This is a genomic window from Pseudonocardia sp. GCM10023141 (assembly GCF_042653605.1).
This window is the reverse complement of record NZ_JBHSIR010000078.1, coordinates 1-19,208: the sequence shown is the minus strand read 5'-3', so window position 1 is coordinate 19,208 and position 19,208 is coordinate 1. Positions and strand designations below refer to the sequence as shown.

Below are 19,208 nucleotides of genomic sequence, written 5' to 3'. Positions count from 1 at the left end.
GCCGATCGCGGTGTTACGGTGGCCCGGGTATCCGCCGGCACGCTGCGCCTTTCACGACGAGGTGGAACGCCATGCACGAGGTCCTCCGGCACGACGTCGCCGTCGACGTCGACCTGGATGAGGTCCGGGTCGTCCGCGCCGGCGAGGTCGCTTCCTTGCGTAGGTCGTCGCCTGATCGTGCCATCGTCGCGCTCTGCCGGTCGAGTTCACCTGCCGAGGCGATCGCGGCGCAGCTCGCCGGTGCCGATGTCGTCCTGCCCTGCGCCGACGGGCAGACGCCGGCGCCCGACGATCTGGCCGCCGCCTGCTCCGCCGCCCGGGTGCTCGCGGGCCGGGCCGTGATCCAGCGCGAGGAGACCGGACGGGCCGCGCACGAGGTCGCGGGCAACGCCTCCGCGGTGGCGATGGCGGCCCAGCTGCTCGCGGGCGACGAACCCCGGCGGGCCCGGCAGCTGCAGTCGCTGGCGGCACAGGGCGCCGAGCTCGCGTGGCGGGCCGGACGGGCGGGCCGGTCCGGCAGCGGGCCACTGGAACCGCTGGACATCGTCGGGGCGGTGCGCTCGCTCTGCAGGGGCACGCGCTCCGGAGACGTGGTGCCGACCGTCGACGTGGTCGGCTGCCGTACCGCCCCCGCGCTGGTCGATCGGGTGCGGTTCGCCCGGGCGCTCACCAGCGTGCTGGCCAACGCGCGGCGTGCGGGCAGCACGTCGATCGCGGTCCGCGTGCAGCACGATCCGATCGCCGCGGACGGGGTCGAGATCACGGTGACCGACGACGGTCACGGGCTGCCGGCCGGCTGGGAGCCGGGTGCCGCGCTGCGGCCGTTCGCGACCGGATGGGCGGTTCCCGGCGACGGGCTGGGGCTGACCGAGGCGGCGGAGTTCGCCGTCGACCACGGCGGCCGGCTGACGATCGACTCGCGGGCGGGCGCCCGGGGGGCCGAGGTCCGGCTGTGGCTCCCCGCCGCCGCGTCGCGCTCGGCAGCGGCGCGGGCGCCGCTGCCCTCGCCGATCACGGAGGCCGACCTGTCGACGGCGCGCATCCTCGAGGGCATCGCCCGCCGGGATCCCCTCGAGCAGAGCCTCGATGCGCTCGTCACCGCGATGGAGCAGCGCCTGCCGGAGAGCACCTGCTCGATCCTGCTGCTCGACCAGGCCACCAGCACCCTGCAGCACGGGGCGGGGGAGCGGCTGCCTGCGCTCTACCGCGCGCAGATCGACGGGCTGCGCATCGGTCCTTCCGCCGGTTCCTGCGGCACTTCCGCCTTCACCCGCAGCGAGGTCATCGCGGCCGACATCAGCACCGACGTGCGGTGGGCCGACTACCGCGACGTCGCGATGAGCCACGGGCTCGGGGCATGCTGGTCCACGCCGATCCTGGACGTCGACCGGGGGATCGTCCTCGGCACGTTCGCGGTGTACCACGCCACGGCCTGGGCGCCCGATGCGGCGGCGACGGAGCTCGTGCAGCGGCTGACCCACGTGGCCGCCGTCGCGATCGGCACGGCAGAGCTGCACGAGCAGCTCGTCGAGAGCGAGGCGCGGTTCCGCAGCACCTTCGAGACCGCCGGGCTCGGGATCGCGCTGGTCGACACGGAAGGGCGGATCCAGCAGGCGAACGCGGCGCTCACGGACATGGCAGGCCAGCGCGTCACGGGCCTGCGGCTGGTCGACGTGCTGGACGCCGACGACGCGCGCGCGATCGAGGCGGCGATGGCGGCCGCGCTGGACGGGCCCGGGCCCGGTGCCACCACCGACCGGCTGCCCCCGGCCGAGGTGGGGGTGTGGATCGCCGGCCGGGACGAGCCGCTGCGGGCGGCACTGAGCGGATCGCTCATCCGCGGCAGCGACGGCGATCCACGGCTGTTCTGCATCGAGCTGTTCGACCTCACCGAGCGCAGGCGGGTGGCGCAGGCCCGCCGCGAGCGGGCGGTCGCCGAGGCCGCCAACCACGCGAAGAGCGAACTGCTCGCACTGGTCAGCCACGAGCTGCGCACACCGCTCAATGCCGTCATCGGGTTCGCGCAGCTGATCGGCGCGGGCGGGCTGACCGAGCAGCAGCAGCACGACGGCGCGGGCCACATCCTGGGTGCCGGCCGGCACCTGCTGCGGCTGATCAACGACCTGATCGACCTGACCGGTGCGGAGACCGGTCAGCTCCGGCTCGCCGCCGAACCCGTCGCCGCCGCCGAGGTCGTGCGGGAGGCGTTGGAGATCGTGGCGGGGTTGGCGGCGGAGCGGGACGTCACGCTGCGGGGTCCGGGCGCCGGGCCCGCGGAGTGGGTCCGAGCCGACCGGCAGCGGGTGCTCCAGGTCCTGCTGAACCTGATCGGCAACGGCATCAAGTTCACCCCGGCCGGCGGGCAGGTGACGGTCGACGTCGGCCCGGGTGCGGTGGTGGTGGCCGACACCGGGCCCGGGATCGCGGCGGACCAGATCGGACGGCTCTTCACGCCGTTCCACCGGGCCAGCGACACCGGGGCGGAGGGCTCGGGACTCGGGTTGGCGCTCTCGCAGCGGCTGACCGCGGCGATGGGCGGGCGCCTGGCGGTGGCCAGCGACATCGGGGTCGGCAGCACCTTCCGGCTGGAGCTGCCCCCGTGCCCGCCTGCGCCGTCCGGCACTACCGGGCCCGCGGGTACGGCGCCGGTGCGCGCGCCGCGCGGGCGGGTCCTCTACCTCGAGGACGACCGGGCGAGCCGGCAGTTGCTCGTGTCGGCGCTGTCGCGGTGGCCTGCGGTGTCGCTCGACCTGGCCGGAACCTGCGCCGAGGCGCGGCGCCTGCTCGCCGTGCATCCGGCAGACCTGCTGGTGCTCGATGTCGAGCTGCCCGACGGCAGCGGCTGGGATCTGTTGCGCGAGCTGGCCCGACGGCAGGACCGGCGCGTTCCGCCCGCGGTCGTCGTGACAGCGGGGCAGCGCGCCGTGCCCTCCGACGTGGCGGCGGCCGCGGTGTTCGGCAAGCCGCTGATGATCGACCAGATCCTCGCGGCGATCAGCCGGCAGCTGACCGCGAGCGCGCCGAGCTGACCTCGATCAGGATCGTCAGGAACGCCGCCACGTCGATCGGCTTGGACAGGCACGCGTCAGCACCGGCCGCCCGCGCCCGCACCAGGTCATCGGCGCTGGTCACGCCGGTCAACGCGACGACGGCGACGGAGTCGTGGGCGGGATCGGCACGGATCTTGCTGATCAGCCGGTACCCACCGTCGCGGTCGACGCCCATGAGCAGGTCGGTGACCACCGCGGCGGGCGCCGGGCCGTCGGCGATCAGCCGCAAACCGCCCGCGACGTCGGCACTCGTGCGTACCCGATGGCCCGCGGACTCCAGGACCATGGTCAACAGCTCCAGGCCGGCGGCATCGTCGTCCACCGCGATCACGTCCATCCGACGGCACCTCCTCCCCAGCACGGTAGGGGGTCCGACGGGCCGGGAGATGGTGCGGATGCACCAGTCGCGGGTGGTGTCGTGATCACTTCTCCGCACCGCGGCCCCGCCCTACTGTGGCATGCACCACATCCGGGCTGCGTTGGCCACTCAGGTCGACTCCCCCTGCACGGCAAGGAGGCCGTCCGTATGAAGCTTGCTCTCTACCTGCCGAACTTCCGTACCAAGGTGACCATCAAGGAGCTCGAGGACCTCACGGCACTCGCCGAGGACCTCGACTTCGACTCCGTATGGACCCTCGACCGGATCGTCGTCCCCGAGGCTTCCGACCGCATGGAGCTCCAGCACTCGTTCGGCATGATGGCGGGGCTCCCCAAGGCCCTGCCGGTGGCCGCGCGCGGCGAGTGGTTCCAGGGCTACCCGCTGATCCCGTGGCTTGCTGCGAAGACGTCCAAGGTCCGGATCGGCATGAGCATCATCGACACGCCGTACCGCTCACCCGGCGTGCTCGCCACCGAGCTGGCCACCATCGACCACCTCGCGAACGGCCGGCTCAACGTCGGCGTCGGCTCCGGCTGGATGCCCGAGGAGTTCGCGGCCGCGAGCGCTGCGCACATCTTCCCGAAGCGGCACAAGCACGTGCGCGAGACGATCGAGATCATGCAGGGCATCTGGGAGAACGAGCTCTTCGAGTACCACGGCGAGTTCGCCGACTTCGAGAGCTGCGGGTTCGGCGTCAAGCCGCTGCAGAAGCCCGGCCCGCCGATCTACTTCAGCGGCCTGAAGGACCCGAAGCGCTCGGCCGCGCGCATCGCGAAGTACAACCTGTCGGGCTGGATCGGGATCCAGGACTCGCCCGAGGACATCAAGAACTGGCGCACCGCCATCCAGCAGGAGCTCGACGCGCTCGACACGCAGCGTTCGGTCGACGACCTCGTGATCAGCAGCATGATCTGGACGGTCATCACCGACCAGGAGGTCGACCAGTCCGACAACGGCAAGGTCACCAACCTCCTGGTGGGCACCGAGGCGCAGGTCACCGACCGCCTCAAGGCCTACAAGGACGCCGGGCTCGACATGCCGATGTTCTGGCCGCCGTTCGCGGACGTGCCGGTGGCCAAGACGCTCGACGACCTCAAGCGGATCAAGGAGGAGATCCTGCCCAAGGTCGAGGCCAGCTGAGTTCACGTATGTCGTCCGCTGATCGCGGCCCGGTCGGGTGCCGGGTCGCGATCAGCTGTGTGCGGGATCGGAGGCCCTCGTGAACATCGCCGGTCTGCTCACCGACGGGATCGCCCGGGCAGGCGACGGGCTCGCGCTGGCGCAGGGCTCGCGAAAGCTCACCTACCGCGAGCTCGGCGATCGGGTCGGCAGGCTCGCCGCCGGCCTCACCGCACTCGGGCTGCGCCGCGGCGACCGCATCGTGCTGGTGATGCCCAACCGCACCGAGCTCGTCGAGCTGCTGTGGGCCGCCTTCCACGGCGGGTTCGTCGCCGTCCCGGTGAACTGGCACCTGCATCCCGACGAGGTCGGCTACATCGTCGGGCACAGCGGCGCGGCCGCCGTGGTCGTCAGCGACGAGACCGCCGCCGTGGCCCGGAACCTCCCGTCGGGGGTGCGGGTGGTGCACGTGGGACGCGACGACGCGGACGTGCCGGCCGCGGAGCCGTCGCCCATGGTCGAGACCGCACCCGAGGACCCGGCCTGGCTCTTCTACACCTCCGGGACGACCGGCAGGCCGAAGGGTGCCACGCTCACCCATCGCAACCTCGCGGCGATGACCGAGGCCTACCTCCACGATCTGGACCCGGTCGCCGACGGCAGCATCTACCTGCACGCCGCGCCGCTGACCCACGGCAGCGGGCTGTACCTGCTGCCCTCGACCGCGCGCGGAGCGACGCAGATCATCGCGCCCGGCACCAGCTTCTCGCCACGCGAGTTCGTCGCGTTGCTCGAGGAGCACCAGGTCACCCACGCCGCCTTCCTCGCCCCGACGATGCTCAAGCGCGTGGTGGAGGAGGCGCGCGGCCGGAGCCTCCCGAGCCTGCGCAGCATCGTCATCGGCGGGGCGGCGCTCTACCAGGAGGACCTGCGGGCGGCGGTCGCCGTGTTCGGGCCGATCGTGATCCAGATGTACGGGCAGGGCGAGGCACCGATGACGATCACGGTCATGCCGGCGGCCGAGGCGCTCGCCCATCCCGGTTCGTGCGGGCGTGCCTTCCACGGCGTCGAGGTCCGCATCGCCGACCCGGACGGCGAACCCGTCCCGGCGGGTGGGGACGGCGAGGTGCTGGTCCGCGGCGACGTGGTGATGCGCGGCTACTGGGACAACCCCGATGCCACCGCTGCGACGCTGGCGGGCGGCTGGCTGCACACCGGCGACATCGGCCACCTCGACTCCGGGTACCTGCACCTCACCGACCGCGCCAAGGACGTCATCATCACCGGCGGGTCGAACGTCTACCCGCGCGAGGTCGAGGAGGTCCTGCTCACCCACCCGCGCGTCCGCGAGGCGGCGGTCGTCGGCGTCCCCGATCCGGAGTGGGGCGAGTCGATACGGGCGTTCGTCGTGGCGGCCGGCGACGCCGACCCCCCGACCGCCGACGAGCTGATCCGGCACTGCCGCGACCGGCTCGCCTCGTTCAAGAAGCCGCGCGACGTGGTCTTCGTGGGCGAGCTGCCCAAGAACGCGACAGGCAAGATCCTCAAACGGGAGCTCCGCGAGATCCGGCCCTGAGCGATCCGGCGTCTCCGGTCGGCCAGAGGGTGTTCACGCACACCGTCAGGGGATGACGCACACCGTGGACGGTGTGCGTGGACCCCTCACGATGTGCGTCAGCTCGCTACCGGCCCGCGAGTGCCGCGGCCGGGAGCGCTCAGTGGCAGGGGAACCCGAGGAAGTGGCGGGCGTCGTGCACGAACTCGTGGACGACCATCGAGTTGCCGAACACCGAGGTGGCTCCCTCGTCGATGCCGATGAAGTAGTACAGCAGCAGCCCGATCGCGAGGGCGCCGATCAGCCACGGCATGGTCTCTGAGACCGGGATGGCCACGGGACGGGCCTGGGTGACGGTGCCAGCGGTCATGATTCCTCCGGACGTGCTGCGGGCAGGGCGGTAGGGGCGGGACGAGGCCGCCCGGTCGCGCCCCGGACAGGTGTTCACTATAGATGACGATGCTCGATGATGGTGGACGGATCGGTGACCGACCGGCCCCGGTAGCGCCGCGGTGGCGTGTGGACGTCGAAGTGCAGGGTCGGCTGCGCGAGGACCGAGTGCGGGGCCATGGCGGGATCGATCAGCCCGAGGCGTTCGAACAGCGGGAACCGCGCGTGGCGGGCCGTGAGCAGGCGGGGTGTCATCGGCGGGTGCCAGATGCTGTACTCGCCGACGCCGCCGTCCGGCCGCCCGTACCAGCCCGAGGTCGGGTGGGTGAGGAAGTCCAGCCACTCGTCGCGTCCGGCGAACCCGTCGAGCCGCTCGGACGCGGTGTCACCCTCTGCACCACCCTCTGCGGCGTCGCACGCACTCGTCCGGGATCGGTCGGTGGCGATCAGCCGCCACCGGCCGGCGCCGCTGGTCCAGTCGGCGTCGATCCTGATGCGCGTGCGTCGCCACGGCATGCCCCAGACCAGCCGCGGCAGCCCGACCAGCGCATGGTCGAGGCTGGTGGCGAAGAACCACACGCCGGTCCTGCCGTGCGCCGTGACGTAGGCGCGGTAGTTGATCTGTCCGCAGGAGATCGCGACCGGCGGGCAGAACCGGAAATGGAAGGCGCGGTCGGTGAACGCGACCGCGGACACGAGCGCGCCCGCTCGCCCGTCGTCGAAGACGACCTCCCGCGGTGCGAACCCGGCGGGCAGCAGCGCGGCGAGCGCGGCCGTCTCGACCCGGTAGCTGACGACGGCGAAGTCGTCCAGCTCGGTCTCGGCGTGGTGCCAGCGCAATCGCGGCCGCAGCGTTCCCACGAAGGTCACGCCGCCAGACGCTACTGCCGAGCGCCCACCGGCTCATGGTCAACACCGAACCAGTGGGCGTTGATCAGGCAACCGGCCGCTACCGGACGATCGGCGTGACGACCTTCATGAACCGCTGCGCCAGTACCGCGTAGCCCGCGCCGTTGGGGTGCAGGCGATCGGCTGCCATCGTCGACGCGTTCGTCCAGAACGGGTCGTCGGTGTCCACGGTGGGCACCGACCGCGCGGCCGCGACCTCGCCCGCGGTCCGCACGATGACCTTGGCCAGCGCTGCCATCCTCCCGACCTCCTCGACCGTGACGTTCGGCAGGAACGCGTTCACCGTGGCGATGTCGGCCACGCCCACGCGGCGCGACTGGTCGTCGGGGAGCCCGACGACGACCGCGGCCCCGGCGGCGCGCAGCTCGCCGATCGTGCGGTCGAGATTGGCCCGGTAGGCCGCGACGGCCGCGTCCTCCTCGGCGCGGGGCGTCGGGTCGACCGTGCCGTTCTGGTAGGTGAGCCAGAGATCGTTGGAGCCGATCAGGATCGTCGCCAGCACCGGCCCGGGCGCGGCCCGCACCGCCTCGAGGGCCTGTGCGAGCTCGCCAGGGCTGCCCTCCTGGCCGTTCACGAGCATGGTGCTGTCCCAGCCGGACTGGCCCAGGTTCACCAGCGTCGAGCCCTCGCGCCCCGGCAGGGCGGCAATCATCTCGACCATCCGCCCGGCGTAGCCCTGGCCGTCGTCGTCCCCGTCGCCGGAGGTGAGGCTGTCGCCGAGCGTGATGACGGTGACCGGTCCGGCCGGGGCCGCTGCGGCGGGGCGTCCGGCCACCGCGGGCTGCGCGCACGCTCCGGTCAGCGCGGTGGCCAGCGCCAGGGTGACGAGCAGTACCGGCAGTGGCACGAGCCGCTGGGGCACGTCAAAGGCTGGCAACGAGAACCCCCGCAAAGATCGGCTGTGCTGCAAGCCAGCTCGCGACAGGCCGGACGATCGTTACGAAACCGGCACGGCGCTACCCGGCCACCGTGATCCGGTTCGTCGCCGGCGGCGCGACGTTCGGGTGTGCCGTGAGGTAGGCGGTGAACGCATCGAGGTCGACCACCCCGCCGGTGCGGTCGGTGCCGGCGGTGAACCCGGCGAAGCCGTCACCGCCGTCGGCGAGGAAGTTGTTGACCGACACCCGGTAGCTCGTGTCCGGGGCGATCGGCGTCCCGCCGAGCGCCATGTTCGTGACGCGGGAGCCGACCGGCAGCGTGGGGCCGTAGGTGTAGGTGAAGCCCTGCGACGGCGCCAGCATGCGGGTGACCGTCGGCTGCCACTGCTGCTCCAGCACGGTCTTGAGCTGGGCACCCGTCAGCGTCAACGTGGTCATCACGTTGCCGAACGGCTGCACGGTGAACGCCTCCGCGTAGCTGACCACGCCGTTGCCCTCGCCCGCGGTGGAGGACGGGAACGTCAGGTCGGCCCGCACGCCGCCCGGGTTCATGAACGCGATCTGGGCCGTCGCGGCGGCGGTCTGTTCGAGCTGGGAGTCGGCGATCAGGTTGCCCAGCGGCGACTCCCCGGACGGCGCCGCGGCCCGCACGATGTCGGCGGTGATCGTGCCGACCGGCCTGTTGCCGATGGGGGCGGCCTTGGTGCGCGCGTCGTCGACCAGGGCCTGCGCTGCGGGGTCCGGGGTGACGGTGCGCGTCACGACGTGGTTGGTGGCGACCGTGGCCGACCGCACGACGTCGCGGGTCTTCCGGTCGATCGTGAGGTCGACGACCGACAGCATCCGCCCGAACGCCGCGGCCTGGATGTAGGGCCGCGGGTTGCCTGCGGGGTCGTTGACCATGCAGTCGAACTGCTGGTGGCTGTGGCCCGCGAACACGACGTCGATCTTGGGGCTGACGCCGGCAGCGATCTCCCGTCCCGCGCCGGGGACGATCCCGCAGGCATCGGGTGGGTTGTTGGCCTCGACGCCGTCGCCCTGGTGCACCAGCAGCACGATCGTCTTGACCCCGAGGCGGTCGAGGACGTCGGCGTAGCGGTTCGCGGCGGCGATCTCGGCGCCGAAGGTGAGGTTCTTGATGCCGGCGGCGGCCACGATCCCCGGGGTGCCCTCGAGCGGCATCCCGATGTAGCCGACGGGGACCCCCTGAACCTGCGAGACCCACGTGGGCAGCATCGCCGGGATCTGGCTCTGCTTCAGCGTCACGTTCGCCGCGAGGTAGGGGAAGCCGGTGCCGGGGAAGGTGGGCCGGAACTGGCAGCCGTCGACGGGGTGGCAGCCGCCCTTCTGCATCCGGAGCAGCTCGGCGTAGCCCTCGTCGAACTCGTGGTTGCCGGCAGCGCTCGTGCGCATGCCGAGCATCCGGAACAGCGCGATCGTCGGTTCGTCGTGGAACAGCGCCGACGCGAGCGGGGAGGCCCCGATCAGGTCGCCCTGCCCGACGAACACCGAGTCGGTCACGGCGGCACGCAGCTGCGCCAGGTGGGTGGCGAGGTAGGCCGCGCCACCGGCGTCCACGGTGGTGCCGTCGGCGAGCACCACCCGGCCCGACGATCCGGCTGGTGGCTCCAGGTTGCCGTGGAAGTCGTTGATCCCGATGACCCGCAGTGCCACGGTGCCGGCGGGGGCCGGGGCCGCGGTCGCCACGCCCTGCCCGGTCACGGTGAGCAGGACTGCCGCGAGCAGCCCTACCGCAGCGGTGAGGCCGTGACGCCGGGAACCACGGATCATGGGGCTGCTCCTCACGACGGCTGCTACGAGAGGAGTCTGCCGTTGCGCCGGACGGAGCAACAGCGCCGTACGGAGGAACAGGGCGATTCGGGTGAACGGCGCGCGAGCGACAAGAGGGGTGAACGGTGGGGCCTCAGCCGTCCAGCCGGAACGGGTCGTGCTCCGCCAGCAGCTTCTCCAGGCGGGCCTGGTCGACCCGGTTGAGGACCGATTCGGTCTCCTGCCGGTCCCTGATCACCTTCGCGAGCGTGAACGACGAGGTGACCAGGTAGAGGATCCCGACGGCGAGGAAGCCACGGATCCAGCCGTCGGCGGGGATGTTCCACAGCGCGATGCCCACGGCGATCAGCCCGACCCCGAACGAGAGTGCGGACTGGACCTCGAAGGCGGCGGTCGACTTGTTGGCGGGTGCTTTTGTCGTCATGCCCGGGATGACCACCGTGGTACCTGATCGGTTGGGGCCCGATCGGGGTCAGGCGTACGACGCGACCATCCCGACGATGACACCGGTGAGGGAGATCGCGGTGAGGACGCAGCCGACGACGATCGCGAGCCGCCTGCCGCGCCGGGCCTTCGCGACGAAGAGCACCACGTAGGGCAGGAAGCCGAGCACCCCGACGCCCAGGAACGGCAGGGTCAGCGCCGCCAGTATCCCGGGGGTGCCCGTCGCGACGGCGCGGTCGCCCTCCGGCGTGAGCTGCGCGGCCCGGACGTCGCCCGCCGACGAGTCGGGCGAGGCGGCGACGGCCACCGCGGGGCCGCCGTCAGCGGGCGCGAAGCTGCCCTGGCAGTCGTAGCGGCCCTCGCCCAGATCGACGCACGATACGACGGTCAGGGTGCCGGGGGTGCCGACGGAGCCGGTGGCGAGCTGCAGCGCCGGCACCGCGAACACCACGGGCAGCACGGCGAGGCCCGCCCACAGGAGCAGCAGGATCGCCATGCCGATGCGGCCCGGGGTGTGGCCGGGGCTGACCCCCGGTTCGAAGGCGTCCGCGAGGTTCTCGAAGGCGTTGCTCACGCGTATCAGGATGACCCACGACCGGGTGGTGTGTCAGCCGTCGTGGCACCGGCCGGACCCGGATCCGCCTGCCGCGCCCGCCCGATCAGGCCGGGCGCTGCGTCGCGTAGATCAGGTTGAGGGCCTGCCCCGGCGCCGGGTTGGTGGTGACCGGGCCGAAACCGGCCGTGGCGAGCATCTGCCGCGCGAGCTGCTCGCCCCACGCCGCCCCGAGCCCGGCGCCGCCCGCTGCCAGCGAGACGGTCATGCAGTGCAGCGTGCTGATCGCGTAGATCCACGGCGCGAACGGGTTGCCGACGTTGCCCTCCAGTGCGGTCGTCGCCGCCATGTCCACCATGACGAACGTGCCGCCCGGGACCAGCGCGTCGTGCACACCCTGCAGGACAGCGCCGGGATCGGCCTGGTCGTGCACGGCGTCGATGGCGAACACGACGTCCAGCGGTGCGGCGGGTGCCAGCGCGGCGACGTCGGCCACCTCGAACGTGACGTTGGTGAGCCCGGCCGCGACGACCTCGGCGCGGCCGCGGGCGATCGCGTCCTCGGCGATGTCGTACCCGGTGAAGGTGGAGGCGGGGAACGCGGCGCCGAGCACGGCCAGCGCGTGCCCGCTGCCGCAGCCGACGTCGGCGACGCGGACGCCGGCGGTGAGCTGCTCGGTCAGCCCCGGCACGAGCGGCAGCCACGCGCTGACCAGCAGCTCGTCGAGCGGGCGGCGGTTGAGCTGGTCCATCACCCCGGTGAAGTCGGGGCTGAACGCCGAGTAGGGCACGCCGCCACCGGTGCGGAACGCCTGCTCGATGCCGTCGAGGTTGCGTCCCAGCAGCGCCACCATCGCGGCCATCGGGGCCATGTTCTTGGACCCGTCGCCGGTCAGGCAGGCGACGTGCTCGGGCGGCAGCGTGTAGCTGCCCGTCTCCGGCTCGTAGGTCATGATCTCGCCGGTGACCATCGCGCCGAGCCACTCACGGACGTAGCGCTCCTGCAACCCGGCGCGCTCGGCCAGCTCCGTCGAACCCGCCGGGCCCGCGGCTGCCGCCACGAACAGCCCGGTCCGGTGCCCAAGATCGATCATGAAGGCGAGCGCGCCGTCGGTGTAGACACCGAAGAGGTGGCGGGCGAACTCGCGCACCTTGCGGCGGTCGGGGACGGCGACATCGTGGGATGCGGTCATGGGGACGATCCTGCCCCGAAACGCGCGGTGGTTCCTGTGCGCACAGGGCACGTAGCCGACTCGCCGGTAGGAATCCGACGTACCGGAGTAACGAACCCATCGTTGAATCGACACCTACATCCGTGGTGAACCGGACAAGGCCGTGCGTGCCTGCTCCGGTCAGGTGCGATGGTCGATCGAAGGATGCGCGATGAACGGTTCGGTCAGGCTCGTCAGGTTCGGCCGTCAGGTCGCGGTGCTCGGTGCGGCGGTCGCCGTGCTGCTGGGGACGTCGGCATGTTCGGGCTCGGTTCCCAAGGACCGCGTGGCCTCGTCCATCGCCGACCTGCTCAAGCAGAAGGGCCTGAAGGTCGACAACGATGTCGTGACCTGCCCGGCGGATCTCAAGGCCGAGGTCGGCCAGTCCACGCGCTGCGAGTTCGTCACCGACGGGCAGCCGGTCGACGTCGTCGCGAAGGTGAGCTCCGTGCAGGGCGACACCGCGAACTACGACATCACCACCGAGGCCCGGCCGGTGCTCAAGTCCGTGCTGGAGAAGACCGTCGGCACCCAGGTCGGGCAGAAGGCCGGGGTGCCGATCGACAAGACCGAGTGTGCAGGCGACCTGCCGCCGCAGGTCGGGCAGTCCACCACCTGCACGGTCAGCGGGGGCGGTGAGACCGTCAAGCTCAAGGTCAGCGTCACCACCGTCGACGGCGGGCAGGTCAACTTCTCGATCGACCCCGCCTGACCCTCGGGGGAGGCTCCGCCGCGAGGATGTCCCCATGAGCAACGTGCGCTGGGGTGTGGTCGGTCCGGGCCGGATCGCGGGCAAGGTCGTGGCGGACTTCCCGCACGTCCCGGGGGCGGAGCTGGTGGCGGTGGCGTCGCGGTCCGCGCAGCGGGCGGAGGCGTTCGCTGCCGAGCACGGCGTCGAGCGGGTGCACGACTCCTACCGCGCGATCATCGACGACGACGGCGTGGACGTCCTCTACATCGCGACGCCGCACCCGCAGCACCGGGCCGTCGCGCTGGCGGCGCTGCGGGCGGGCAAGGCCGTGCTCGTCGAGAAGGCGTTCACGGTGACGCCGGCCGCGACCCGGGAGATCGTCGACGCGGCCGCGGCGTCGGGCACGTTCGCGATGGAGGCGATGTGGACGCGGTTCCAGCCTGCCGTCGTGCGCCTGCGCGAGCTGCTGGCCGACGGGGCGATCGGCGAGGTGCGCGCCGTGCAGGGCGAGCTCGGCGTGCAGGCCCCGACCGACCCGCAGGACCGCTTCTACAACCCGGCGATCGGGGGTGGCGCCCTGTTCGACCTGACCGTGTACCCGATCTCCTTCGCGCAGATGGTGCTCGGCACGCCCGACACCGTCGTCGCCTCGGGGACGCTCGGCCCGACCGGGGTCGACGTCGAGGAGTCGGTGCAGCTCGGCTGGGCCGACGGGCGCGGGGCGTCGCTGTTCACGTCGCTGCGCTGCCCGACCCCCGGCCAGATGCGGGTGTTCGGCACGGCCGGCTGGATCGACGTGCTGCCGCGCTTCCACCACCCGGACACGATCGTGCTGCACCGGCCGGGCGCCGACCCCGAGACGATCACGCTGGCGGCGGCGGGTGCGGGCTACTCCCACGAGCTGATCGAGGTCACCGAGTGCCTCGCCGCCGGGCGGACGCAGAGCGCCGTGATGCCGCTGGCCGACACCGTCGCCGTCCAGGACGTGATGGGCGCGGTGGCCGAGCAGCTGGGCATGGTGGTGCAGGAAGGGCCGGCGGACATCTGATCCCGGCCCAGGGGCCGATCCGTCGGGGTGGATGTGCCCGCGGGTCGGGGCGCTAGCCTGTCGGTTCGCGGGAATCCCACCGGCACAGGGAGCGACATGCCAGGAACGACGCGCGGTTTCCTCGGGCGGCGGCGTGAACGGGATCCGCGGCTGCCCCCTGGCCAGTACGACGCCCGCAACGAGTGGCCGGTGCTGCACGCCGAGGCCACGCCGCGCATCGGCACCGACCGCTGGACGTTCACTGTCGAGGGGCTCGTCGAGCGCGAGACCACGTGGACGTGGGACGAGATCCACGCGCTGCCGAAGGCGCGCTACGAGGGTGCCATCCACTGCGTCACGACCTGGTCGAAGTTCGACATGACGTTCGACGGCGTGTCCGTCGACGTCCTCCTCGAGGCGGCGGGGGTGCTGCCGAGCGCCACCCACGTCATCGGTGTCGCGCACACCGGCTACACCACCAACCTGCCGCTGGCCGACGTCACGGGCGGCAAGGCGTGGGTGGTCTGGAACGCCGACGGCAAGCCGCTCACCACCGAGCACGGCGGTCCGGCCCGGCTGCTGGTGCCGCACCTGTACTTCTGGAAGAGCGCGAAGTGGGTGTCGGGGCTGCGGCTGCTCGACCACGACGAGCAGGGTTTCTGGGAACGCAACGGCTACCACGACCGCGGCGACCCGTGGTCCGAGCAGCGCTACCAGGGCGACTGATGACGGCCACGCCCGGCGGCACCACCCACCGCGGCACGCTGCGCTGGCAGCAGGCGCGGGTGCTGGCGGTGCGCGACGAGACCCCGCGCGCGCGGACGTTCCGGCTGGCGCTGCCCGAGCCCCGGGTGCACGTCGCGGGCCAGCACTACGTGCTGCGGCTCACCGCGCCCGACGGCTACACGGCGTCGCGGTCGTACTCGGTCGCCTCCGCGCCCGACGGCACCGGTGAGATCGAGCTGACCATCGAGAAGCTCGACGGCGGTGAGGTCTCGGAGTTCATGCACGAGGTCGTCGCGCCGGGCGACGAGCTGGAGGTGCGCGGGCCGATCGGGGGCTTCTTCGCGTGGCCGGGTGACGCGCCGGCGCTGCTCATCGGCGGCGGCTCGGGCGTGGTGCCGCTGATGGCGATGCTGCGCCAGGCACGCGCCGAGGGCAACGCCGACCTGGTGCGGATCGTGGTGTCCGCGCGCACGCCCACCGAGCTGTACTACGCCGATGAGCTGCCCGGGCCGCAGACCACCATCGTCTACACGCGCGCGCGGCCACCGGGCGCGACCCGCGCCGTCGGGCGGCTGACCACGGCCGACCTCACCCCGCTGGTGCGCGGCGGCGAGATCGTCTTCGTCTGCGGCTCCCCGGCGTTCTGCGACGCGGCCACCGACCGGCTGCTGGAGGCCGGGGTGCCGGTGGGCTCGATCAAGCTGGAGCGGTTCGGCCCGTCGGGGTAGCGGGGCCGGTGGGATCGGGGCAGCTCAGTACAGCTCGTTGCGGTACGGCTCGCTGCGGGTGTCCTCCTCCGGCCTCGGGGCCGGGAAGTCCTTCTGCTCGCTCATCATCGCGCGCAGGGTCGGCACGGAGGCCGGGTCCGGCCACGTCGCGGTGTCCCACAGCCCGGCCCGCAGGAACGACCGCGCGCAGTGCACGTACGCCTCGTCGATCTCGACCACGATGCCGAGCCTGGGCCGCTTGCCCTCGATCGTCATCGCGTCGAGGACCGCGGAGTTGGCCGTGATGGTGGCCCGGCCGTTGACCCGCACCGTCTCCTCGATGCCCGCGACCACGAACAGCAGCCCGACGTGGGGGTTGGTCAGGATGTTGCGGAACGCGTCGACGCGGCGGTTGCCCAACCGGTCGGGCACCACGATGGTGCGGTCGTCGATGATCTGGACCGTGTTGACGGCGTCGCCGCGCGGCGTGACGTCACAGGTGCCGTCGGCGTCGGCCGTGGCCAGCAGGAAGAACGTGGACGTGGTCAGGTAGCGCCGCAGCAGGGGCGTGAGGTGCGTGGTGTGCTTCGACATGATCAAGTCGCTGGCCTCGCCGACGATCCCGCGCAGGTGCTCCTCGGTGCGCACCGCGTCATCGAACAGCGCCGCGCGCGCCGTCCTCGCTGCTGTCGTGGTGGCTGTTGTGGCGCCCGTGCCCACTTGCGTCGTCATGTCCGTCCCCTCGCCGACACCCCATCGTGCTCGACCGTGGAGACGAACTCCAGGATCCTGGCGTTGACGGCGTCGGCGCAGTCGCCGGAGATGGCGTGCGACGCCTGTGGCCACACTTCGGCCCGCACGTCCGTGAGCAGGTGCGTCGCCCGTTGTCGCGCACGCTCGGCGTCGAGGATCACGCTGCGGCCGCCGAGCAGCGCCAGTACGGGCACGGTGATCGCGCGGAGGTCGTCGTCGGTCGGGTACGCGGGGGCGGGCAGCGCGCTGACGTGGTGGCGCATGCCCGCGGCGATCACGCGCTCGATCGGGGTGTCGCCGGCGGGGGCGGCCCCGGACAGGGAGGCCAGGAACCGGCGGCGCATCCAGGCGGGCGCGACCGGCAGCGCGCCGAGCGAGCGCAGCACGGTCGGCAGCGGTATGCGGGCCAGCGTCTGCGCCGGATCCAGGAGCGTCACCGACCGGATCCCGGCGGGGGAGTGGCGTGCTGTGGTGAGCGCCAGCCAGCCGCCGATGGAGGCGCCGACGAGGTGCACCGCGCCGAGATCCAGTGCGTCGAGCGTCTCGCGGAGCCAGCGGACCTGGTCGGCGGTGTCGCGCAGGGGCACGGCCTGCACGCTCATGCCGGGCTCGCCGAGCAGGTCGAGCGCGTACACCGACCGCCGCGCGGCCAGCGCGGCGACGTTCGGTCGCCACATCGCCGCGGTGCCGCCCCGACCGGGAAGCAGGACGAGCGGGGCGCCAGGGGTGGATCCGAAACGGTGGACGCGCACCGTGCCGTACCCGGTCGCGACGTCCTCGATGGCCGAGCGATAGGCGGCGGTGAAGACGGCCCGTCCCCGGGTGCTGGTGAAGTGTGCGACGCGCATGCGATCCCCCTCGGATGACCGATCGGTGATTAGTCTAACCGATCGGTCAGATAATCAGGGGAGGCCGATCTGCCCGCCCTCGATCTTGATCGCGCGGTGGGGCAGCGGCTCCTTCGCGGGGCCACCGACGACCGCGCCGTCGGCGATGCGGAACCGGCTGCCGTGGCAGAAGCAGTTGATGGTGCCGGCCGCGATGGCCCGCACCGTGCACCCCTGGTGCGGGCACGTCGAACCGAACGCCACGAACGTGCCCTCGACGGGCTGGGTGATCACCACGCCGGCCGCGGGGAGAATCACCCCGCCGCCGACAGGCACGGCGTCGGCCGAGATCAGCGGCTCGATCATCGCGACGACGGTCAGTTCGCCGACGGAGGCTGCTGGGGGCTCTGATCGTGCACCGACACGTCGTCGGCGTGGTCGGTGACCCGCGGCAGGCGGCGCGTGCTCGCCCCGATCCGGACGGCGTTGCGTCCCGAGTGCTTCGCCTCGTACAGCGCGGCGTCGGCGATCCCGACCAGGTCGGGCACTTCGGCCCCGTCCTCCGGGAACCGCGCGCCACCGATGGACACCGAGAGCCCGTCGATGGTCAGCGGGCCATCGGCGGTGGGGATCTCGACACTCAGCCCCGCGACGCTCGCGCGGATGCGCTCGGCGACGCGCTCGAGTTCGGCATGCGAATAGGACGCGGTGGCGCCCGGCAACAGGATGAGGAACTCCTCACCGCCGAATCGGCCGACCTGATCCTGATCGCGCACCTCGGTGCGCAGGCGGTTGGCGACAGCACGGAGAACGGCATCGCCCGCGAGATGGCCGTAGGTGTCATTGACTCGTTTGAAATGGTCCAGATCGAGGATCAGAACGGCGGCGGAGCGATCGCTGGTTCGCGCGCGCCGGACAAGCTGTATTGCCAGCTTCTGCCACGCCGCCGCCGTCAGCAGGCCCGTCTTGCCGTCGGTGTCGACGGCTTCTTGGAGCTTGCGGACAAGCACGGCCCGGTGCAGCACGAGCATGGGGGGAAGGACCAATGCGACGAGCCACGGACCGGCGGAGGTCATGGCCAGCGCGACGAGCGCGCCCAGGCACAGCGTGGCGATCTCGAGGAAGACCTCGTCGCCGTGTCCGAGCAGTTCTCGGACGGACTTGTCGGAGCTGATGACGACAACTCCGACGACCAGGCAGGTGTTGATCGTCGTATAGGCGAGGAGCGCACCGACAACGGGGAACAGGCCGCTGCTTCCGTTGCCGAAGCTCGGGACACCGCCGCCGAAATAGAGGTCGACCGCGGCCGCGGCATGGACGGCGAGTACGACCGTGGCATTGCTGAAGACGCTGCGGTAGAAGGGCGACTTCGCCCCGCGCCACACCCGCAGGTACAGGAACGTCATCAGGATGACGACCATGGCGGTGGCCACCAGTGGTGGCAGGAGCAGCGCCGCTGCGAACGTCCACACCGACGTGAGATCGATCTGGGCGCTCTGCAGGCCGATGCGGCGCCGGACCCGCTCCACCCGCGTGGAGACCTCGGCGTGCAACACAGCGCAACCGATCAGGCTGCCGGCGACGACGCCGTTGCTGGTGAATGCGCTCAACGGCGTAATCGTGACTTCGAACACCACGATAAGGGTGGCCAGTAGTTCGACCACAAGGACGGAGGCCAAGAGGCGGCTGGGTAGGGACCAAACGGCCCAGTGGGGTACATCCCACCAGTGGCGACTACGCGCCGTCATTAACCGCCTCCTCTCCGTTGCATTTACCCTGGATCTGATGGCGCCTGACCCGGTGATCATAGCCGGTGGGAGCCTGTCGCCCTGGTCGTGAGCGTGAACTCACCGCAATGGAGGAGGTGGCGACCATGCGTAACTGGCGCTGGGTCTAGCCCGGTCGATCCCGTCGCGCGCCGTCGGGCGGGTCACCTTCATTTCATCGCCGGACGTGTATCCGGTGAAATTGTCGATAAGCACAGATGTGCGTATTTCCTTTTTGACGCGGGTTGCTCGAGAGGAAAGGGGGTTTGTGATGCGGAACTGGCAGTGGACGTGACGGGTGGCGGTGGCGGCTTCGGATGCGGAAGGGGGTTTGTGATGCGGAACTGGCAGTGGACGTGACGGGTGGCGGTGGCGGCTTCGGATGCGGAAGGGGGTTTGTGATGCGGAACTGGCAGTGGACGTGACGGATGGC

At 71.8% G+C, this 19,208-nt stretch carries 19 protein-coding genes; 7 read left to right on the top strand and 12 right to left on the bottom strand.

All coding sequences use genetic code 11. The features are described from left to right. Positions 1-71: 71 nt before the first annotated feature. Positions 72-3,029, top strand: coding sequence for an ATP-binding protein (locus tag ACFPFQ_RS43005; RefSeq protein WP_379629052.1), 2,958 nt, complete (start codon positions 72-74; stop codon positions 3,027-3,029). On the opposite strand, the gene ACFPFQ_RS43000 is transcribed toward ACFPFQ_RS43005, so the two are convergent. Further along, the gene (locus ACFPFQ_RS43000) at positions 2,995-3,387 is read right to left on the bottom strand and encodes a response regulator (RefSeq protein WP_379629051.1); all 393 of its coding nucleotides are present in this window, start codon (positions 3,385-3,387) and stop codon (positions 2,995-2,997) included. The two genes, ACFPFQ_RS43005 and ACFPFQ_RS43000, sit on opposite strands and share 35 nt — an antisense overlap. A gap of 189 nt (positions 3,388-3,576) precedes the next feature. Here ACFPFQ_RS43000 and ACFPFQ_RS42995 point away from each other — a divergent pair, with 189 nt between their 5' ends. Further along, the gene (locus ACFPFQ_RS42995; RefSeq protein WP_379629050.1) at positions 3,577-4,569 is read left to right on the top strand and encodes an LLM class flavin-dependent oxidoreductase; all 993 of its coding nucleotides are present in this window, start codon (positions 3,577-3,579) and stop codon (positions 4,567-4,569) included. A gap of 79 nt (positions 4,570-4,648) precedes the next feature. Next, positions 4,649-6,124: a class I adenylate-forming enzyme family protein gene (locus ACFPFQ_RS42990; protein ID WP_379629049.1), complete on the top strand. Its 1,476-nt coding sequence runs from the start codon at positions 4,649-4,651 to the stop codon at positions 6,122-6,124. A 139-nt stretch (positions 6,125-6,263) separates the two neighbouring features. On the opposite strand, the gene ACFPFQ_RS42985 is transcribed toward ACFPFQ_RS42990, so the two are convergent. The 7 genes from ACFPFQ_RS42985 to ACFPFQ_RS42955 form a co-directional block, all read right to left on the bottom strand. Next, on the bottom strand, positions 6,264-6,473 hold the full coding sequence (locus tag ACFPFQ_RS42985; protein ID WP_379629048.1) for a CbtB domain-containing protein: 210 nt from the start codon (positions 6,471-6,473) through the stop codon (positions 6,264-6,266). Positions 6,474-6,550: 77 nt separating this feature from the next. After that, entirely contained in the window at positions 6,551-7,363 is an 813-nt protein-coding gene (locus tag ACFPFQ_RS42980) for a DUF2071 domain-containing protein (RefSeq protein WP_379629047.1), read from the bottom strand. A 79-nt stretch (positions 7,364-7,442) separates the two neighbouring features. Then, the gene (locus tag ACFPFQ_RS42975) at positions 7,443-8,264 is read right to left on the bottom strand and encodes an SGNH/GDSL hydrolase family protein (protein ID WP_379629046.1); all 822 of its coding nucleotides are present in this window, start codon (positions 8,262-8,264) and stop codon (positions 7,443-7,445) included. A gap of 94 nt (positions 8,265-8,358) precedes the next feature. Continuing rightward, positions 8,359-10,071 (bottom strand): bifunctional metallophosphatase/5'-nucleotidase, encoded by a 1,713-nt coding sequence (locus ACFPFQ_RS42970; RefSeq protein WP_379629045.1) that lies wholly within the window; start codon positions 10,069-10,071, stop codon positions 8,359-8,361. Between the two features lie 133 nt (positions 10,072-10,204). After that, complete coding sequence (locus tag ACFPFQ_RS42965; RefSeq protein WP_379629044.1) at positions 10,205-10,495, bottom strand: YiaA/YiaB family inner membrane protein; 291 nt, start codon at positions 10,493-10,495, stop codon at positions 10,205-10,207. A 48-nt stretch (positions 10,496-10,543) separates the two neighbouring features. Beyond that, complete coding sequence (locus ACFPFQ_RS42960; protein WP_379629043.1) at positions 10,544-11,089, bottom strand: hypothetical protein; 546 nt, start codon at positions 11,087-11,089, stop codon at positions 10,544-10,546. Between the two features lie 85 nt (positions 11,090-11,174). Then, a complete protein-coding gene (locus tag ACFPFQ_RS42955; RefSeq protein ID WP_379629042.1) occupies positions 11,175-12,260 on the bottom strand; it encodes a class I SAM-dependent methyltransferase in 1,086 nt (361 codons plus the stop codon). Between the two features lie 190 nt (positions 12,261-12,450). Here ACFPFQ_RS42955 and ACFPFQ_RS42950 point away from each other — a divergent pair, with 190 nt between their 5' ends. The 4 genes from ACFPFQ_RS42950 (at position 12,451) to ACFPFQ_RS42935 (ending at position 15,450) form a co-directional block, all read left to right on the top strand. Beyond that, positions 12,451-12,990, top strand: coding sequence for a DUF4333 domain-containing protein (locus ACFPFQ_RS42950; protein WP_379629041.1), 540 nt, complete (start codon positions 12,451-12,453; stop codon positions 12,988-12,990). 34 nt (positions 12,991-13,024) lie between these two features. Beyond that, a complete protein-coding gene (locus ACFPFQ_RS42945; RefSeq protein WP_379629040.1) occupies positions 13,025-14,017 on the top strand; it encodes a Gfo/Idh/MocA family protein in 993 nt (330 codons plus the stop codon). 96 nt (positions 14,018-14,113) lie between these two features. Further along, entirely contained in the window at positions 14,114-14,722 is a 609-nt protein-coding gene (locus tag ACFPFQ_RS42940) for a sulfite oxidase-like oxidoreductase (RefSeq protein WP_379629039.1), read from the top strand. Beyond that, complete coding sequence (locus tag ACFPFQ_RS42935; protein ID WP_379629038.1) at positions 14,722-15,450, top strand: ferredoxin reductase; 729 nt, start codon at positions 14,722-14,724, stop codon at positions 15,448-15,450. Before ACFPFQ_RS42940 ends, ACFPFQ_RS42935 begins: the two co-directional genes overlap by 1 nt. A 24-nt stretch (positions 15,451-15,474) precedes the next feature. On the opposite strand, the gene ACFPFQ_RS42930 is transcribed toward ACFPFQ_RS42935, so the two are convergent. The 4 genes from ACFPFQ_RS42930 to ACFPFQ_RS42915 are packed head-to-tail and all read right to left on the bottom strand — an operon-like array spanning position 15,475 to position 18,757. Continuing rightward, a complete protein-coding gene (locus ACFPFQ_RS42930) occupies positions 15,475-16,161 on the bottom strand; it encodes an MSMEG_1061 family FMN-dependent PPOX-type flavoprotein (RefSeq protein WP_379629037.1) in 687 nt (228 codons plus the stop codon). Then, positions 16,158-17,030, bottom strand: coding sequence for an alpha/beta fold hydrolase (locus tag ACFPFQ_RS42925; RefSeq protein ID WP_379629036.1), 873 nt, complete (start codon positions 17,028-17,030; stop codon positions 16,158-16,160). The genes ACFPFQ_RS42930 and ACFPFQ_RS42925 overlap by 4 nt, the downstream gene beginning before the upstream one ends. A 54-nt stretch (positions 17,031-17,084) precedes the next feature. After that, positions 17,085-17,375: a Rieske (2Fe-2S) protein gene (locus ACFPFQ_RS42920; protein WP_379629035.1), complete on the bottom strand. Its 291-nt coding sequence runs from the start codon at positions 17,373-17,375 to the stop codon at positions 17,085-17,087. An 11-nt stretch (positions 17,376-17,386) separates the two neighbouring features. Further along, positions 17,387-18,757, bottom strand: a complete 1,371-nt coding sequence (locus ACFPFQ_RS42915) for a sensor domain-containing diguanylate cyclase (protein ID WP_379629034.1) — start codon at positions 18,755-18,757, stop codon at positions 17,387-17,389. Positions 18,758-19,208 lie beyond the last annotated feature (451 nt).

What these genes read in the sequence shown, in the direction of transcription:
- ACFPFQ_RS42945 (WP_379629040.1), top strand. Translation starts at nt 13,025, where the DNA reads ATGAGCAACGTGCGCTGGGGTGTGGTCGGTCCGGGCCGGATCGCGGGC.
- ACFPFQ_RS42930 (WP_379629037.1), bottom strand. Translation starts at nt 16,161, where the DNA reads ATGACGACGCAAGTGGGCACGGGCGCCACAACAGCCACCACGACAGCA.
- ACFPFQ_RS42925 (WP_379629036.1), bottom strand. Translation starts at nt 17,030, where the DNA reads ATGCGCGTCGCACACTTCACCAGCACCCGGGGACGGGCCGTCTTCACC.
- ACFPFQ_RS42985 (WP_379629048.1), bottom strand. Translation starts at nt 6,473, where the DNA reads ATGACCGCTGGCACCGTCACCCAGGCCCGTCCCGTGGCCATCCCGGTC.
- ACFPFQ_RS42995 (WP_379629050.1), top strand. Translation starts at nt 3,577, where the DNA reads ATGAAGCTTGCTCTCTACCTGCCGAACTTCCGTACCAAGGTGACCATC.
- ACFPFQ_RS43005 (WP_379629052.1), top strand. Translation starts at nt 72, where the DNA reads ATGCACGAGGTCCTCCGGCACGACGTCGCCGTCGACGTCGACCTGGAT.
- ACFPFQ_RS42935 (WP_379629038.1), top strand. Translation starts at nt 14,722, where the DNA reads ATGACGGCCACGCCCGGCGGCACCACCCACCGCGGCACGCTGCGCTGG.
- ACFPFQ_RS42965 (WP_379629044.1), bottom strand. Translation starts at nt 10,495, where the DNA reads ATGACGACAAAAGCACCCGCCAACAAGTCGACCGCCGCCTTCGAGGTC.
- ACFPFQ_RS42950 (WP_379629041.1), top strand. Translation starts at nt 12,451, where the DNA reads ATGAACGGTTCGGTCAGGCTCGTCAGGTTCGGCCGTCAGGTCGCGGTG.
- ACFPFQ_RS42940 (WP_379629039.1), top strand. Translation starts at nt 14,114, where the DNA reads ATGCCAGGAACGACGCGCGGTTTCCTCGGGCGGCGGCGTGAACGGGAT.
- ACFPFQ_RS42970 (WP_379629045.1), bottom strand. Translation starts at nt 10,071, where the DNA reads ATGATCCGTGGTTCCCGGCGTCACGGCCTCACCGCTGCGGTAGGGCTG.
- ACFPFQ_RS42920 (WP_379629035.1), bottom strand. Translation starts at nt 17,375, where the DNA reads ATGATCGAGCCGCTGATCTCGGCCGACGCCGTGCCTGTCGGCGGCGGG.
- ACFPFQ_RS42955 (WP_379629042.1), bottom strand. Translation starts at nt 12,260, where the DNA reads ATGACCGCATCCCACGATGTCGCCGTCCCCGACCGCCGCAAGGTGCGC.
- ACFPFQ_RS42915 (WP_379629034.1), bottom strand. Translation starts at nt 18,757, where the DNA reads ATGACGGCGCGTAGTCGCCACTGGTGGGATGTACCCCACTGGGCCGTT.
- ACFPFQ_RS43000 (WP_379629051.1), bottom strand. Translation starts at nt 3,387, where the DNA reads ATGGACGTGATCGCGGTGGACGACGATGCCGCCGGCCTGGAGCTGTTG.